Consider the following 16809-nt stretch of genomic DNA (forward strand, 5'->3'; position numbering starts at 1 on the left):
TTATGTTAGCTTATATTTGGGCAGAGTCAAACGGACATGTCATTGGAAAAGATGGTAAATTACCCTGGCACTTGCCGGATGACATGCAATTTTTTAAACGTAATACGATCGATCATCAAATTCTAGCTGGTAGAACCACGTATGATAGTTTTAAAAGACCATTACCAAGACGCAAAAATTTGGTTTTGACTCACCGCCCGCAGAGTGATTTTCCGAGTGGGGTTGTGACCTTTAAAACGGTTGATGAATTTTTGAAGTATGCAAAAAGATACCCTAATGAAATGATTTTTGTGGTTGGTGGAACGTCTGTATTTGAAGATTTGTTGCCGTTTGTTGATTATCTGTATCGCACTAGTATCAATCATGATTTTGATGGGGATGTTAAAATGATTGATATTGATTATTCTCAATTTGAATTAGAAAAGAAGATTTCTGGAAAAGTTGATGAACATAATGTTTATTCGCATACTTTTGAGATATTTAAGCGTAAGAAATAAGAGGTAAGAAATTGAGAAAAAGTTTTTATGAATTTTTAATGACTAGAAGACATCCAGGGAGTTCCGATCCGATTGCGGAGTTTGCTAATAATGCGTTCTTTGATCAATTATTTCCAAAGCAAGAGGATAATTTTGAAAGGCTTTCTAAGTACTTGGAGGAAAATGCTGGTTATTTACCATCCATGACAATTTTTGATGATGCATGGAAAGAGTATCTTGCCTACCTCGATTAACGATAAAGGAGCAGTAAATGGGAAGTAATATACAATGGTTTCCTGGACACATGGCGAAAGCTATTCGTCAGTTTGAGGAAAATGTCCACGTTGTTGATATTATTTTTGAATTGGTTGATGCAAGGATTCCGTATTCATCGATTAATCCAGAGATTAAGCGAGTATCAGGTAGTAAACCACGCTTGTTTATTTTAACTAAATCTGATTTAGCTGATCCAAAGATGACTAAAGAATGGTTAGATTACTTTAATAGTACGGGATTATCGGCCATCTCAATCGATTCAAAATCACGTGGGGTCAGAAATAAGATTGAGACTGCTGCTCGGAAAGTTCTGAAGGATAAGTTAGAGCAATCGCAAGCAAAGGGATTAAAAAAAGACATCATTAAGGCTGTCTGTGTTGGGGTTCCGAACGTTGGCAAGTCAACTTTGTTGAACCAGTTAGTTAGTAAGAGATCAGCAGCGGTTGGCAATCGTCCGGGAGTAACTAAGGGTCAACAATGGTTAACCTCCAGTAAAACGATGGAATTATTGGATACTCCCGGAATATTGTGGCCAAAGTTTCAAAATCAAGAGATTGCTGATAAATTAGCGTTAACGGGAGCAATTAAGAAGAGTATTTATCATCCTGATGATATTGCTTTATTTGCGCTTCATTTTTTTCGTAGTCACCATAGCGACGAGATCTTGAAACGTTATCATTTGGGTCCGTCCGATTTAAATCTAAGTGATGTTGAGTTATTATTTAAAATTACTGAAAAGATTGGAATGAAAGACGATTACGACCGAGCCAGCGTCAGGATTATTAATGATGTTCAAAGGGGAAAATTAGGACGTTTTACGTTAGATTCCCTTGAACTGGTGGAAAGAAATGAGCATGGTAATGACGATTAGAGAAATTTCTGAGCGGTTTGCTAACGTTGATAATGTTAGTGATCCGCTTTTTGTCCGCTTTGGGGATGATCCACGAATTGGAGTTCAAAGAATTATTAAGAGAACGTTGAAGCGAATTAATACCCAGACCGAGAAAAAACGTGATTTTTTAACCAGATTTAAATATGAAAAAGAAATATGGCAACGCGGGGTGAAGTATATTGCTGGCGTTGATGAAGTGGGCAGAGGGCCGCTTGCTGGTCCAGTAGTCGCTGGTGCGGCAATTTTACCAGTTGACTTTGATCTTATTGCCGTCAATGATTCCAAAAAATTAAGTGATGAAAAAAGACGAGAACTAGTTCCAAAAATCAAAAAGGAAGCGATTGCTTACAACTGTTTTGCGGTTTCAAGTCAGATGATTGATCAAGTCAATATTTATGAAGCAACCAGAATTGCCATGAAAAACGTAATTAGTATGTTAGATCCACAGCCAGGTCATATTATTGTGGACGCCATGACAATTGATGACAGTATTCCGCAGACTAGGTTGATTAAGGGAGACTCAAAATCAGTTAGTGTTTCTGCTGCTAGTATCCTTGCTAAGGTTTTTCGAGACGATTTAATGAATGAATACGCTCGTAAGTATCCTGGATATGGATTCGAACGAAATGCGGGTTATGGAACCAAAGAACATTTACGGGCTTTAGATAAACTTGGTCCGACCCCAATTCATCGCAAGACTTTTTCACCAGTATTAAAAACAATCAATCATTAATTTACGTATTTATCCATAGACAAACCAGGAGGTAGAAAATGGATAAACGGAAATTATTGCTTAGAATCAAGTTATGTCGTGGGATTGGGATTAAAGGCGAAGCAATTCTTGCACGGTGGGTTAAGGGGACTTCAGTTGAAAACATGTCTTTATCTGAGGTTGAAGATGAATTAATCAATCTATTAAAACGTCATCATTTGCAGACAACGAAGTTTAAGAATTCATTTTTAAGTAGTGAGTTAGAGCGATCTTTTCGTTTGAACCAAAAGTGTCATTGGATAACCATTCTTGATGATGGTTATCCTGAACAACTTGCTGATATTTATTGCGCGCCAATTGTGCTCTTTTATGTGGGTGACGTGTCGTTACTTACAACACGTTCGATTTCTGTGGTAGGAGCACGACAGTGTACAAGTTATTCAATTGCAGCAATTAAGGAAATTATTACACGTCAGGTACTTAAAAAGTTTACGATTGTGTCTGGTCTGGCTAAGGGAGTTGATTGTTTAAGTCATCAGTGTGCTTTAGCACATGATGGCCGTACAATTGCGGTGATTGGAACAGGCCTCGACCGTTTTTATCCCGCTGAATGTACGCAGCTTCAGGATAATTTGATGAGGACCAACCTGGTTATCAGTGAGTATCCATTAGGAAGTAAACCCTTAAAATACCATTTTGTGGAACGAAATCGCATCATTGCTGGTCTTTGCGAAAAATTAATTGTTGTTGAGGCAAAGCAAAGGTCAGGAAGTTTAATTACTGCTAGTTTGGCTTTGACCGAAAATCGGGATGTCCTTGCCATACCAGGTAATATTACTTCTCCACTTTCTAAGGGTTGTAATCAACTAATTGCTTCTGGAGCACGTCCTTGTTTGAGTGATAATGATGTTTTGGAAGATTCTTTAGTTTGACAGGTCTTTAAAACTGCAATATGATATGGAAGAAATTTAAACGGAAATTATCATGTATTAATGAAGAAAAAAATAACGAGGATAATTTTAATGGCCACAACTTCTGTAGCAAAGACAAAGAAAACAACTAAAACAAAAAAACGTAAAGCAAGTTCAAGAAAGAAAAAGTTAGTGATTGTCGAATCGCCAGCTAAAGCAAAGACAATTCAAAAGTATCTAGGAAGTACCTATAAGGTCGTAGCAAGTAAAGGACACGTTCGTGATCTCCCTAAGAGTAGGATGGGCGTGGACATTGAAGACGATTTTAAACCTGATTACATTTCAATTAGGGGGAAGGGTGACGTAATTAAAATGCTAAAGTCTGAGGCTAAGAAGTCGAAGATGATTTATTTAGCATCTGACCCTGACCGTGAGGGTGAGGCAATTGCCTGGCATGTTTCTCACGTATTGAATCTTGACGTTAATGATCAAAATCGGGTGGTCTTTAACGAAATTACCAAAGATACCGTTAAGGATGCTTTCAAACATCCAAGAACGATTGATATGAATCTCGTGGATGCCCAACAAGCACGTCGGGTTTTGGATCGATTAGTGGGATATTCAATTTCTCCACTGCTTTGGAAAAAAGTAAAAAAGGGATTAAGTGCCGGACGGGTGCAGTCAGTGGCATTGTGGTTAGTGATTGATCGGGAACGTCAGATTAGAAAATTTGAGCCAGAAGAATACTGGACAATTGATTCTGAATTTAAGTCTGGGCGTTCAAAGTTTAAAGCCAGTTTCTACGGTCTTAATGGCAAGAAAGCGAAACTTGCGAATAATGATGATGTGCAAAAAGTTTTAAAACAAATTGATCCAAAAGCTGATTTTGATATTACAAAAGTTACTAAAAAAGAACGACGGAGACAACCAAACGCACCATTCACAACCAGTACTCTTCAACAAGACGCCAACCGGAAATTAAATTTTAAGACTGGACGAACAATGATGGCTGCCCAGCAACTTTATGAGGGAATTAATATTGGCAAAGAAGGAAGCCAGGGTCTCATTACTTATATGAGAACTGATTCAACAAGAATCTCATCAATTGCTAAGCATGAGGCAGCTACCTTTCTTCATGAAAAGTATGGGGCAGAATACTCTGCTAATAAACCAATTAAGGGGAAAATGCCAGAAGGCGCTCAGGATGCGCACGAAGCAGTCCGACCTACATCTGTTTATCGGACTCCTGCAAACATTAAACAATATCTTACTAAGGATCAATATAAACTTTACAATTTAATTTGGTCACGATTTGTAGCTAGTCAAATGACTCCAGCAATTATGGATACTGAAACAGTAACCATTGAACAAAATGGTGTAACGTATCGTGCTAACGGCTCAAAGATGAAATTTGAAGGTTTTTTGAAAGTCTATTCAAATGGTAAAGAGAAAGATAATATCTTGCCTGATTTAAATAGTGGTGACACCGTTAAATTATCTAAAAATAATCCAGACCAACACTTTACTCAACCACCAGCTCGATACACTGAAGCCAATCTGATTAAAACTTTAGAAGAGAATGGAGTGGGACGTCCATCTACCTATTCGCCAACATTAGGTACAATTCAAAAACGTTATTACGTTAAACTAGTTGGAAAACGGTTTGAACCAACCGAACTCGGCGAGATTGTGAATAAAATTATTGAAGAGTACTTTCCTGACATTGTCAACGTTGATTTTACGGCTGATGTCGAAGGAAAATTGGATGAGATCGAAGAAGCTAAAGAAAAATGGGTTGAAGTTGTAGATCACTTCTATCAACCATTTTCAAAAGAAGTGGACCATGCGGAACAACTTATGGAAGATGTTCAAATTAAGGATGAATTAGCCGGGTTTAACTGTGAGATATGTGGTGCACCGATGGTCGTAAAGATGGGGAAGTATGGTAAATTTTACGCTTGTTCACGCTTTCCAGATTGTCGCAATACTCAAGCAATTGTCAAAGAAATTGGGGTAACTTGTCCGAAGTGTAAGAAGGGCCAAGTTATTGAACGTAAAACAAAAAAGAATCGGTTGTTTTATGGGTGTTCACGTTATCCTGAATGTGACTTTGTTTCCTGGGACAAGCCAATTGGAAGAGATTGTCCAAAGTGTGGTCATTTCTTGGTTGAAAAAAAGGTTCGTGGTGGCATGCAAGTTATTTGTCCAAACGGCGATTATAAAGAAGACATTCAGAAATAATTAAAATAGCTGTTCCTCGGAACGGTTTTATTTATAAGGTAAAATGTAAAAAGTTACTTTAACTTAGGAAAAACTAATGCAAAACAAAAAACTAATCAAACTATTCGTAAAATATATTGTAAACGAACGTCAATATTCAAAAGACACGGCTAAAGCTTACGAAGACGATCTTGAGGAATTTAATGTATTTCTACAGACGTCAGGAAATGCTAAAAGCTTTAAAAATATCGACAATTTTGACGTTGAAGTTTTCTTAGGTACTTTGCACGATAGAGGAGATGAGAATAGCACCATCGCTCGTAAAATTTCTTCATTAAGGTCTTTTTTTAATTTTTTGCTAAACAATGAACTAATTTCGGACAATCCGTTTGAATATGTTCACATAAAAAAGCATAATAAGCATTTACCAAGATTCTTTTATCAAAAAGAATTAGACATTCTTTTTAAAACAGCCGCAAGTAATCAGGACAAACGAATTGCTACTCGTGACAGTGCCATTCTTGAGGTTCTATACGGGACGGGAATGAGAGTCAGTGAGTGCTCCAATCTTGATATTAACGACATTGATTTTGATAATCGAATCATGCTTGTTTTAGGTAAGGGAAACAAGGAACGTTATCTGCCATTTGGAAGGTATGCTAAAAGTGCTATTTTACGATATATGGAGAAATGCCGAACGCCAATTATGCGTAAATATCATAAAGACCATCTTTACTTATTTATCAATCAGCATGGTGATAAACTGTCAAGCCGCGGTATTGAATACATTTTAGATGGAATTATGAAAAGAAGTGGTCTTAATAGTTCAATTCATCCTCACATGCTTCGTCATACATTTGCCACTCAAATGTTGAATAATGGAGCTGATCTTAGAACTGTTCAGGAATTGCTTGGTCATTCTGATTTATCTACAACCCAAATTTATACTCATGTTACCAAAGAAGGACTACTTAAGAACTACCAGAAGTTCTTTAAGCGTCCTGATGAAGATAATCCAAACTAACTTTTGAAGGGAATTTAATTATGACAGTAAAATTTGAAGCTACCACAATTTGCGCCATCAGACATAATGGTCACGTTGCACTAGCTGGTGACGGTCAAGTTACTATGGGAGAAAAAGTTATCATGAAGGGAACCGCACATAAAATCCGTCGGATCTTTGATGGGAAAGTTGGAGTCGGTTTTGCTGGAAGTGTTTCTGATGCATTTAACCTAGAAGAAAAGTTTGAAAAAAAGTTGAAAGAATATAGCGGCAACTTAAAAAGAGCTTCAGTAAAATTAGCTCAAGAATGGCGCGGCGATCAACAGTTACAAAAACTTGAGGCCATGCTAATTGTTGCCGATCATGATAATTTGCTTTTAGTATCTGGTTCAGGAGAAGTAATTGAGCCAGACGATGATATTTTAGCAATTGGATCTGGTGGTAATTTTGCATTAGCAGCAGCCACTGCAATGAAACATAAGGCGCCTGAAATGTCAGCTGAAGAAATTGCCAAAGCTGCTATTAACATTGCTGCTGACATTGATATTTTTACTAATCACAATGTAATTTCTGAAGAACTATAAACCGAGGTATTAATTAATGACAAAAGAAGAACAAATGACACCAAAAGAAATTGTTTCCCAATTAGATAATTATATTGTTGGACAGGACGATGCTAAGAAGTCTGTAGCAATCGCGTTGCGTAATCGTTACCGTCGTCTTCAATTAAGCCCACAGATGCAAGAGGACATTACTCCTAAAAACTTATTGATGATCGGTCCCACTGGAGTTGGTAAGACAGAAATTGCACGTCGTTTGGCTAAGATTGTAGACGCTCCATTTGTCAAAGTAGAAGCAACCAAATTCACTGAAGTTGGATACGTTGGTGGAGATGTTAATTCAATGGTTCGTGATTTAGTTGAGAGCTCAGTTCAAATGGAAAAGAAAATTGAGTTTAAAAACGTTAGACGTGAAGCTGAAAAGAAAGCGAATAAGGACTTGGCTGAGATCATTTCACGCGAAGAAAATCACGTAGATGATCCAGAAGCAATCGCAAATAACGATAAAAAATTAGAAGATACGGTCAAAGAGTTTAATAAGGCGTTTAAGAAGGGTAAGCCAATTGATCTATCTTGGTTAACTCAAAAAGATCCCTTCATGGATAATGACGAAAAGAATAAAATTAAAAATGATGCCGATCAAATTTTAAATCAAATTGAAAACGGCGAGTTAGAGGACCATGAAGTTAAAATCTCCATTGATGACCCAGCAACTGCACTAAACGCGGACAACAGCAAAATGGAACAAATGGGAATTAACTTGCAGGGATTAGAGAGTATGCTGCCAAAGAAGCAAGTTGAAAGAGTCCTTCCGTTAAAAGAAGCTCGTGAAGCATTAATCAATCAAGAATCAGAAACACTAATTGACGATGCCAAAGTGAATGGCTCAGCAATTAAACGTGCCGAAAATACCGGGATTATTTTTATAGATGAAATTGATAAATTGACTGGTGGAAACAAACAAACTCGTGGAGAAGTGTCAAGAGAAGGTGTTCAACGAGACATTTTACCAATCGTTGAAGGTGTAAATGTAAATACTAAGTATGGAGTCATAAATACCAATCACATCTTGTTTATCGGTTCCGGTGCTTTTGCTGATAGTAAGCCTTCAGATTTAATTCCTGAACTGCAAGGTCGATTTCCAATTCGAGTAGAATTAAATGATCTAAGTAAGAATGACTTTGTTAAAATTTTAACTGAACCGAGTGATGCATTAATTAAGCAATATGTAGCATTAATTGGGACGGATAATATTAAAGTAACTTTTACTAAGGAAGCAATTGAAAAAATTGCTGATATTGCATATTCTGTTAACCATGATACTGATAATATCGGGGCTAGACGGCTTCACACAATTCTAGAAAAATTACTTGAAGATATTTTGTATGAAGGACCAGATATGCATATGGGTGATATTACGATTAACCAACAATACGTTGAAGACAAAGTTGGTAATCTTGCGGCTGATGAAAATATAGCACGATATATTTTATAGTTTCTACATTTTGTGAAATAATATATAAAGAAAGGGAGGGATTAAATTGCCAGTTACACTAAAAAATGATTACTTAACGGTTCGAATTAATCAAAAAGGTGCTGAGATTGTTTCGGTTAAGGATCAAAGCGGTACTGAATATATTTGGGGTGCTAATAAAAAGTACTGGAAGCGTCATGCACCGATCTTGTTTCCAATCGTTGGTCGACTTCAAGATGATGATTATATTTACGATGGAAACAGTTATCATATGTATCAGCATGGTTTTGCTAGAGATAGTGAGTTTGAGATCGAATCTCACAACCAAACCGAAGTCAATTTTATGTTGCATTCGAGTGCGGCTACTAGAAAGATTTATCCCTTTAACTTTAATTTATCTATTCACTATGAGCTAGATGAACACACCATTGCGGTTGAAATGGTAGTAGAAAATATCAATCCAGATCCAATGTATTTCTCATTAGGAGCTCATCCAGGATTCAACGTCCCATTGTTTCCTAAGAAAGAAACATTTGATGATTATTCGGTCTCGATTGCTCCAAAGCATGACTATAAAACTGTTAGAATTGATCAGAATGGATACAGTAATATTAAACATCCAATTGAAAAAACGCTGAACAATCCACTACAGTTAAATCGTAACCTATTTATTCATGATGCAAAGGTGCTTGATGTATCTGATAATGAGCAAACTACCGTTATGCTCCAATCAGATGTCACCGAGCATGGAGTCGCTTTGACTGCTTACGACTGTAAGTACATTGGTATCTGGTCAACTTATCCTAAAAATGCTCCCTTTGTGTGTTTAGAACCATGGTGGGGAATTGCTGATGAGGAAGGCAGTACTGGATTTTTAAAAGATAAGGCCGATATAAGTAAACTTGACCCGAACGAAAGCTTAAATGCTGATTTTGATATTACTTTCTTCTAAATAAGATTAAATTAAATAAGGGACACTCGTTGAGTGCCCCTTATTTATGCTGTTTTTTTGAAGGAATGGATTTCTTTACGTATTTTAAGTACCAGTAATAAAGACCAAACGGAACGAGATTTTCATCTCCATGAATAATCTTAATGATGTTGTTACGGTGGCGATAGAAAGTAAATATTGTTAAACAAATTGCTAGAATTGTCAGTGCTGGATCGTTTTCAAATAATGATGCAATAACAATAATGGTAAAGCCTAGCATACTAGCAAGACTTACCATACTAGTAACAAAGATACAGATAATCCAAGTTCCGGCCGCAATGCAGAAAAAGACGAAGTTATATGCCCAAAGCATCCCGGCACTAGTTGCAACTGCCTTACCACCACGAAAATGATCAAAAATTGAATAAGTATGGCCTAAGATCGCTGCCAGTCCAAAAATGAGTGGGTACCATGAATGGATTCCAAACTGCATTGGTAACCAAGTAGCAATGGCGCCCTTAGCAATATCAAGAATCATCACAATGGTTCCTGCAAACCATCCTAGTACCCGATAAGTGTTGGTAGCTCCAATATTTTTGGAGCCATGTCGTCTAATGTCGATATGAAAAAATACTTTGCCAATCCAAATTCCGTTGGGAATTGATCCCAATAAATAAGCAAAGATTAGGAGAATAATAAATTTAACCATATCTTCCTCCGTATTATTAATGTAATATATAAGTCCCAAAAGTTTATTCTATCATTAAAAAGATGATTTTAAAATTTAGTTTGGAAAAATGAGCTAACTTTAAAACGTCTTTGCAATCAAGTTTAAATAGGTTATTATTAAAAACGATGACTAAAAGAAGGAGTCTTTCCTAATGACACAGGCAAAAAAGCAAGAGTATGATGACTCTTCAATTCAAGTTTTACATGGTTTAGAAGCAGTTCGAAAACGACCTGGTATGTACATAGGTTCTACTGATTCAAAGGGATTGCACCATTTAGTTTACGAAATTGTTGACAATGCAGTCGATGAAGCATTAGCTGGCTATGGTGATGAAATCAACGTTACCATTCACGAAGATGATAGTATCACAGTGGTTGATCATGGGCGTGGTATGCCAACTGGAATGCATTCTTCTGGAAAACCAACTCCTGAAGTAATTTTAACGGTTCTTCATGCTGGTGGGAAATTTGGCCAAGGAGGATATAAAACTTCTGGGGGATTGCACGGAGTTGGGTCAAGTGTTGTTAATGCACTTTCAACTCATTTAACGGTTCAAATTGTCCGTAATGGTACTCTTTATCAAGAAGATTTTAAAAATGGTGGGCATCCTGTTGGAACCCTAAAAAAAATTGGAAAAACCAATAAACATACCGGAACGACTGTCACATTTAAACCTGATCCGGACATCTTTACTACTACAACTTATAATTATGATATCTTGGCAGAACGGCTTCGTGAGTCTGCCTTTTTGCTGAAGGGCGTTAAAATAACGCTTAAAGATGAAAGACCCGGAAAGATTCGTGAAGATGAGTTCCAGTTCAAAGATGGCATCAAAGAATTTGTTGATTATTTAAACGAGGGTAAAAGTACCCTTGGGAAAGTTATGTATTTCGATGGTAAAAAAGATGGCATCGAAGTTGAAGTTGCTGCTCAATACAATGACGGCTATACCGAAAATATGCTTTCATTTGTTAACAATGTGAGAACTAAGGACGGTGGGAGTCATGAAGCCGGCTTTAGGAGTGCATGGACCAAGTCCTTCAATGAATACGCTAGAAAAGTTGATTTATTAAAAGATAAAGACAAGAACCTGGAGGGAAACGATGTTCGTGAGGGGTTAACTGCTGTCGTAGCGTTAAAAGTACCTGAAGAACTGCTCCAATTTGAGGGTCAAACTAAAGAAAAGTTGGGAACCCCGATTGCAAGGTCAGTTGTTGATAGTGTTGTTTCAGAACAATTACTTTATTACCTCATGGAAAATAGTGACTTTGCTAAAACTTTGATTAAAAAGGCCACCAATGCGCGCACAGCGCGTGAGGCTGCTAAAAAGGCTCGGGAAGAAAGTCGACACGGTAAAAAGAAAAAGAAACGAGAACGACTCCTTTCTGGGAAACTGACCCCAGCTCAGTCAAAAGATACGAGTGAAAACGAATTATTTCTAGTTGAAGGAGATTCGGCCGGAGGCTCCGCTAAGCAAGGACGAGATCGAAAGCATCAAGCAATTTTACCGTTACGTGGGAAGGTTCTAAACACTGAACGTGCTAAACTTCCCGATATTATGAAAAATGAGGAAATTAGTACGATTATCTACACAGTAGGAGCGGGTGTAGGAACTGATTTTAAGATCGAGGAATCAAATTATGACAAAATTATTATCATGACAGATGCGGACGATGATGGTGCCCACATTCAGATCCTCCTTTTAACTTTCTTCTATAAATACATGCGGCCAATGATTGAAGCAGGTAAGGTATATATTGCATTACCGCCACTTTATAAATTGCAACATGGTAAGGGGAAGAGATCCAAAGTAGAATATGCTTGGACCAATGAAGAACGTGATCAAGACATTAAAGATTTTAAATCAGGATATTCGTTACAGCGTTTCAAAGGTTTGGGCGAGATGAACGCGGATCAATTATGGGAAACTACGATGGATCCTGCCAAAAGGACTTTAATTCGAGTTCGAATCGATGATGCAGCTGATGCAGAACGACAAGTATCAACTTTAATGGGTAATAAAGTAGAACCACGTCGAAAATGGATTGAAAATAACGTTCAATTTAATCTCGAAGAAGACGGAAGTATTTTAGATAATACTGAGAAAAATTAGCTTGGAGGTGATGAAATGGCACATAGATCTAAAATTAAAGATTTAACTCTTTCAGAAGTTATGGACGAACGGTTTAGTCGTTATTCTAAATCAATTATTCAAGAGCGAGCATTGCCAGACGTCCGTGATGGACTTAAACCCGTTCAAAGACGGATTTTGTATGCCATGAATAAGGATGGCAATACTTCTTCTAAAGGATTTAGAAAAGCAGCTAAATCAGTTGGTAACGTCATGGGTAATTTTCATCCTCATGGCGATAGTTCAATCTATGAAGCTATGGTTCGTATGAGTCAAGACTGGAAACTACGGGAACCGTTGATTGAGATGCACGGAAACAATGGTTCAATGGATGGTGACCCTCCAGCAGCCATGCGTTACACAGAAGCTCGCTTAAGTAAAATATCAGATGAAATGTTGCGGGATATCGATAAGGATACCGTTGATTGGGTTTTAAACTTTGATGATACGGAGTATGAACCTGTCGTTCTTCCTTCTAGATTTCCTAACTTACTAGTAAATGGTGCTACTGGAATTTCAGCGGGATATGCCACCGAAATCCCATCACACAATCTCGGTGAAGTAATTGATGCATTAATTTATCTACAAAAGCATCCAAATGCCACACTTGATAGTCTGATGAAGTACGTTAAAGGACCAGACTTTCCAACTGGCGGAATCATTCAGGGACTTGACGGAATTAAACAGGCCTACGAAACTGGTAAGGGACGCATCATGATCCGTTCTAAAACTTCAATCGAAGCATTACGTGGAAATAAACAGATGATCAAGATAACCGAAATTCCTTATGAAGTTAATAAGGCTCAATTAGTCAAACAAATTGACGAAGTTAGGATCAACAAAAAAATCGATGGAATTGCCGAAGTAAGAGACGAATCAGATCGCGAAGGATTGACGATTGCAATTGAATTGAAACGGGACGTTGATAGTACTAGTATCTTAAATTACTTGTTCAAAAATACTGACCTGCAAATTTCGTATAATTTTAATGTCGTTGCTATTAGCAATATGGCACCAAAAAGGCTTTCTCTAAAAGAAATCTTAGTTGCTTACTTGGATTATCAACGCGATGTTATATCTAAAAGAACTAAATTTAATTTAGATAAAGCCAATGCACGACAACACATTGTCTTGGGTTTGATTAAGGCATTATCAATCCTAGACCAGGTGATTAAAACCATTCGTGCTAGTAAAGATAAACAAGATGCACGAAATAATTTAATTTCTGAATACGATTTTTCCGAAAAACAAGCGGATGCGATTGTTGCCTTACAATTGTATCGTTTAACTAATACAGATGTTACTGAATTAAAAAAAGAAAACGCTGATTTGGCAGCTAAAATTGCTGAATATGAGACTATTTTAGCAAGTCCAGATGAACTTGACTCTGTTTTAAGAAGCGAACTTAGAGATATTGCAAAACGTTACCGTAATCCACGTCGTACTAAAATTGAAGACAAAATTCAAAATCTGGAAGTTAGTGAGGAAGTTACGCTTCCGGACGAAAATGTAATGGTAATGGTAAGTAATGATGGTTATCTAAAACGCAGTAGTCTTCGCTCATTTAATGCGTCTGAGATCACTGATAACGGCTTAAAAGACGATGACCATGCCGTTTACCTAAATGAATTAAACACTCGTGATTCGCTGTTTATGTTCACTGACAAGGGTAATATGATTTATCGCCGTGTTTATGAAGTCGAAGACGTTAAGTGGAAAGACACGGGAGAACATATCTCAAGAATGAATGGGCTTGATGCCAATGAAAAAATCATTGCGGTTTATGACTTCTCTGATCTAAGTAAACAAGATGGTGAATTTGTAATTACAACTAGTGCTGGCCATATTAAGCGCACTGAATTTAGTAAATTACTTCCCAGTCGTACCTATAAAAGTCGCGCTGCAATGTATGAAAAATTGAAGGAACCGCTATCAAAAGTAGTCAATGTCTCATACAATCGGGTTGAAGATCCTGGTAGTGTCTTATTGATGACAGAAAAGGGAATGGCCCTTAGATACGACTTGCAGGAAGTTTCGTTGAATGGTCCGAGGACCACAGGAGTGAAGGCAATTAGTTTAGCTGATGATGATCACGTCGTTAACATGCAATTTGTAAATGATGAGTCTGAAATTGGAGTTGTTTTCCAAAATGGGAACTTTAAAAAGATGAGAGTAAGCGACATTCCAGTGACTAGCCGCGCACGAAAAGGAATTAAAGTCTTAAAGGAATTTAAAACCAAAAGTAATCTGTTAGCTGATTTTATCAAAATTGATTCTAGTGATGAAACGCTTAAAATTTATACTGATCACGCGACTTCACACGAAGTGGTCTTGGGTGACTATGGTACGTCAGGTCGTTTATCAAACGGGTCGTCCGTAATGAATACGAAGATGATTGGAACTCCAATTTTAATTGCCCATGACACTTTAAAACAATCTCAAGTTGATAATTTGCTATAGTAAATATAGTGATTTCGTGATAATATACACAATATAATAATAAATGTTAGTGCGAGGTATTAGTTTTGAGAGAATCTAAGAGGGAATCATTATTTTCATCCAAGGCTTTGGTATATTTCTTACAATTATCTGAATCGCTGAACTATACAAAAGCTGCGGGTATTTTAGGAATTACACAGCCTGCACTATCCCAACAAATTAAAAAATTAGAAAATAAGCTCCATGCTAACTTATTTTATTCTGTTGGTAAACAAATTCATTTAACCGATGCGGGTTATACTTTAAAAAATGCTACCGAGGAAGTATATGGAATCCTTGATAATGCTACTGATGAAATTGAATCATATTCAAGCTCAATCCGTGGAACAATTAAGGTTGGAATTCTTTCTGCAATTGAAGATGAAATATTTGAAAATTTTGCCCTATATTTCTATGAGAAGAATCCAGATTTGCGAATTGAAATGTACATGTTGACTCAACAAACATTAATCTCTGATCTTGAAAGTGGAAGAATTGATTTAGCCATTATGTACCTACCAAACGAGAAATTGCATAATTGGAAGGGAATGGCCATTAAACCGATTACTCACGATACTTTGTGCTATGTTCATCATGATAAAAGTAAAATTGGAAGTAAAATTAATCTTAAAAAAGTTGTTGGGCCAATGGTAGGTTTTCCCAATGGTTATTACTTTAATCAATTTTTAAAGAACATTTACAGCGCCAAGCGCTATGAAATGCCAAAAATGGAAGCATGTTTTACAAGACCAGTACAAATCATAGAATTTGCTTTATCATCTGGGTTAAATACCATTCTACCGAAGACCTTTATGATGACACGTGATCGAACTAAAATGGCTCAAAAGAATACTTATTATACTGATATTATTCCTGATTTTTCTCTTCAAGCCGTTGCCGTCTATCGTGATACTAAAGATGGTATTCCGCGGTTAAATAAATTATTTGACGAATTTAGTGGTTTTGTAGGAGAATATGAGCAGGCTAAAGATGTATACTTAAGTAGTATTAATATAGAAGTTAGAGATCGTCAGAGACTCTTGGAAATATGGAAAAAGAGGAGAGAGAATCATGAGTAAAGAACTAGTTTTTGGACATAAAGTACCGGATACGGATGCAATTGTGGCTGCAATGGCACTCGCATATTTGAAGAAACAAGACGGGTATGATGTAGAAGCAGTCGCTTTAGGCAATCCCAATGCTGAAACTAAGTATGTGCTTGATTACTTTGATACTAAGGCACCACGTGTGATTGAACGTGCAAAACCTGAAGTTGATAAAGTAATGCTAGTCGACCACAACGAACCTCAACAAAGTGTAAGTGATATTGATCAATTAACCGTAACTGATGTTGTTGATCATCACCGAATTAATGGCTTTAACACTGCTGCACCTTTGTATTATCGTGCTGCACCTTATGGATGCTGCAGTACAATTATTACTAAGATGTTTTCAGAAGAGGGTATTAAAATTCCCAAGAAATTAGCCGGTTTAATGTTGTCAGCTATTATCTCTGACACTTTATTGTTAAAATCACCGACTACTACTGATTTTGATCGCGATGCACTCAAAGCTTTAGCTGACATTGCCGGAATCGATGATTACGAAGATTATGGCGTTAAAATGCTTAAGGCCGGGACTAACGTTGACGCAAAAACTGATCAACAGCTTATTGACGGAGATGCTAAGTCATTTACATTAGGTGGTAAGAATGTCAGGATCGACCAAATTAACGTTGTCGATTTAGATGATATTACCAAACGTGCTGATGATATTAAGAAAGCTATGAAGGCTGAATCTAAGGATAAGGGCTATGATTTATTCTTAGTGCTTGTAACCAACATTCTTGATAGTAATTCAGAACTAATTGTTGTTGGGGAACCAAAGAGTGTGGTCGAACAAGCTTTTGATAACAAATTCAATGATGATGACATTATGAATTTGCCTGGAGTCGTTTCTAGAAAAAAGCAAGTTGTTCCCCCATTAACTGATGCATTAGAAAAAGAATAGTTATA

The 16809-nt window shown here is 37.0% G+C and carries 15 protein-coding genes; 14 read left to right on the forward strand and 1 reads right to left on the reverse strand.

The features are described from left to right. Window positions 1-2: 2 nt before the first annotated feature. The 10 genes from AC6UD6_RS03055 to AC6UD6_RS03100 all read left to right on the forward strand — a co-directional run bounded on the left by AC6UD6_RS03055 (window position 3) and on the right by AC6UD6_RS03100 (window position 9476). Window positions 3-497 (forward strand): dihydrofolate reductase, encoded by a 495-nt coding sequence (locus AC6UD6_RS03055; protein WP_500695632.1) that lies wholly within the window; start codon window positions 3-5, stop codon window positions 495-497. Between the two features lie 11 nt (window positions 498-508). Further along, entirely contained in the window at window positions 509-730 is a 222-nt protein-coding gene (locus tag AC6UD6_RS03060) for a YozE family protein (protein ID WP_500693772.1), read from the forward strand. A 17-nt stretch (window positions 731-747) separates the two neighbouring features. Then, window positions 748-1623: a ribosome biogenesis GTPase YlqF gene (gene ylqF / locus AC6UD6_RS03065; RefSeq protein ID WP_500695633.1), complete on the forward strand. Its 876-nt coding sequence runs from the start codon at window positions 748-750 to the stop codon at window positions 1621-1623. Continuing rightward, complete coding sequence (rnhB, locus tag AC6UD6_RS03070) at window positions 1613-2377, forward strand: ribonuclease HII (RefSeq protein ID WP_500695634.1); 765 nt, start codon at window positions 1613-1615, stop codon at window positions 2375-2377. The genes ylqF and rnhB overlap by 11 nt, the downstream gene beginning before the upstream one ends. Before the next feature lie 38 nt (window positions 2378-2415). Continuing rightward, window positions 2416-3288, forward strand: a complete 873-nt coding sequence (dprA, locus tag AC6UD6_RS03075; protein ID WP_500695635.1) for a DNA-processing protein DprA — start codon at window positions 2416-2418, stop codon at window positions 3286-3288. 90 nt (window positions 3289-3378) lie between these two features. Beyond that, complete coding sequence (gene topA, locus AC6UD6_RS03080; RefSeq protein ID WP_500695636.1) at window positions 3379-5508, forward strand: type I DNA topoisomerase; 2130 nt, start codon at window positions 3379-3381, stop codon at window positions 5506-5508. Between the two features lie 76 nt (window positions 5509-5584). Continuing rightward, window positions 5585-6511: a tyrosine recombinase XerC gene (xerC, locus tag AC6UD6_RS03085; RefSeq protein WP_500695637.1), complete on the forward strand. Its 927-nt coding sequence runs from the start codon at window positions 5585-5587 to the stop codon at window positions 6509-6511. A 20-nt stretch (window positions 6512-6531) separates the two neighbouring features. Then, a complete protein-coding gene (hslV, locus tag AC6UD6_RS03090) occupies window positions 6532-7074 on the forward strand; it encodes an HslVU peptidase proteolytic subunit (RefSeq protein WP_500695638.1) in 543 nt (180 codons plus the stop codon). Between the two features lie 16 nt (window positions 7075-7090). Beyond that, the gene (gene hslU / locus AC6UD6_RS03095; protein WP_500695639.1) at window positions 7091-8545 is read left to right on the forward strand and encodes an ATP-dependent protease ATPase subunit HslU; all 1455 of its coding nucleotides are present in this window, start codon (window positions 7091-7093) and stop codon (window positions 8543-8545) included. Between the two features lie 46 nt (window positions 8546-8591). Continuing rightward, window positions 8592-9476 (forward strand): aldose 1-epimerase family protein, encoded by an 885-nt coding sequence (locus tag AC6UD6_RS03100; RefSeq protein ID WP_500695640.1) that lies wholly within the window; start codon window positions 8592-8594, stop codon window positions 9474-9476. Between the two features lie 40 nt (window positions 9477-9516). Here the strand turns inward: AC6UD6_RS03100 and plsY are convergent, their stop codons facing one another. Continuing rightward, window positions 9517-10164 carry a glycerol-3-phosphate 1-O-acyltransferase PlsY gene (gene plsY / locus AC6UD6_RS03105; RefSeq protein ID WP_500693763.1) on the reverse strand — a complete coding sequence of 216 codons (648 nt, stop codon included), beginning with the start codon at window positions 10162-10164 and terminating at the stop codon, window positions 9517-9519. A gap of 172 nt (window positions 10165-10336) precedes the next feature. On the opposite strand from plsY, the gene parE reads away from it, so the two are divergent. The 4 genes from parE to AC6UD6_RS03125 all read left to right on the forward strand — a co-directional run bounded on the left by parE (window position 10337) and on the right by AC6UD6_RS03125 (window position 16804). Then, window positions 10337-12298 carry a DNA topoisomerase IV subunit B gene (gene parE, locus AC6UD6_RS03110; RefSeq protein WP_500693762.1) on the forward strand — a complete coding sequence of 654 codons (1962 nt, stop codon included), beginning with the start codon at window positions 10337-10339 and terminating at the stop codon, window positions 12296-12298. A 15-nt stretch (window positions 12299-12313) separates the two neighbouring features. Further along, a complete protein-coding gene (parC, locus tag AC6UD6_RS03115) occupies window positions 12314-14776 on the forward strand; it encodes a DNA topoisomerase IV subunit A (protein WP_500695641.1) in 2463 nt (820 codons plus the stop codon). Between the two features lie 65 nt (window positions 14777-14841). Further along, a complete protein-coding gene (locus AC6UD6_RS03120) occupies window positions 14842-15873 on the forward strand; it encodes a LysR family transcriptional regulator (protein ID WP_500695642.1) in 1032 nt (343 codons plus the stop codon). After that, a complete protein-coding gene (locus tag AC6UD6_RS03125) occupies window positions 15866-16804 on the forward strand; it encodes a manganese-dependent inorganic pyrophosphatase (protein WP_500695643.1) in 939 nt (312 codons plus the stop codon). Before AC6UD6_RS03120 ends, AC6UD6_RS03125 begins: the two co-directional genes overlap by 8 nt. Window positions 16805-16809 lie beyond the last annotated feature (5 nt).

It is taken from the genome of Fructilactobacillus sp. X8R2C1, from assembly GCF_059900955.1.

Excerpts from the sequence above, each read along its gene's own strand:
- AC6UD6_RS03125 (WP_500695643.1), top strand. The coding sequence starts at position 15,866 with ATGAGTAAAGAACTAGTTTTTGGACATAAAGTACCGGATACGGATGCA.
- hslV (WP_500695638.1), top strand. The coding sequence starts at position 6,532 with ATGACAGTAAAATTTGAAGCTACCACAATTTGCGCCATCAGACATAAT.
- plsY (WP_500693763.1), bottom strand. The coding sequence starts at position 10,164 with ATGGTTAAATTTATTATTCTCCTAATCTTTGCTTATTTATTGGGATCA.
- parC (WP_500695641.1), top strand. The coding sequence starts at position 12,314 with ATGGCACATAGATCTAAAATTAAAGATTTAACTCTTTCAGAAGTTATG.
- ylqF (WP_500695633.1), top strand. The coding sequence starts at position 748 with ATGGGAAGTAATATACAATGGTTTCCTGGACACATGGCGAAAGCTATT.
- parE (WP_500693762.1), top strand. The coding sequence starts at position 10,337 with ATGACACAGGCAAAAAAGCAAGAGTATGATGACTCTTCAATTCAAGTT.
- rnhB (WP_500695634.1), top strand. The coding sequence starts at position 1,613 with ATGACGATTAGAGAAATTTCTGAGCGGTTTGCTAACGTTGATAATGTT.
- AC6UD6_RS03055 (WP_500695632.1), top strand. The coding sequence starts at position 3 with ATGTTAGCTTATATTTGGGCAGAGTCAAACGGACATGTCATTGGAAAA.
- hslU (WP_500695639.1), top strand. The coding sequence starts at position 7,091 with ATGACAAAAGAAGAACAAATGACACCAAAAGAAATTGTTTCCCAATTA.
- xerC (WP_500695637.1), top strand. The coding sequence starts at position 5,585 with ATGCAAAACAAAAAACTAATCAAACTATTCGTAAAATATATTGTAAAC.
- dprA (WP_500695635.1), top strand. The coding sequence starts at position 2,416 with ATGGATAAACGGAAATTATTGCTTAGAATCAAGTTATGTCGTGGGATT.
- topA (WP_500695636.1), top strand. The coding sequence starts at position 3,379 with ATGGCCACAACTTCTGTAGCAAAGACAAAGAAAACAACTAAAACAAAA.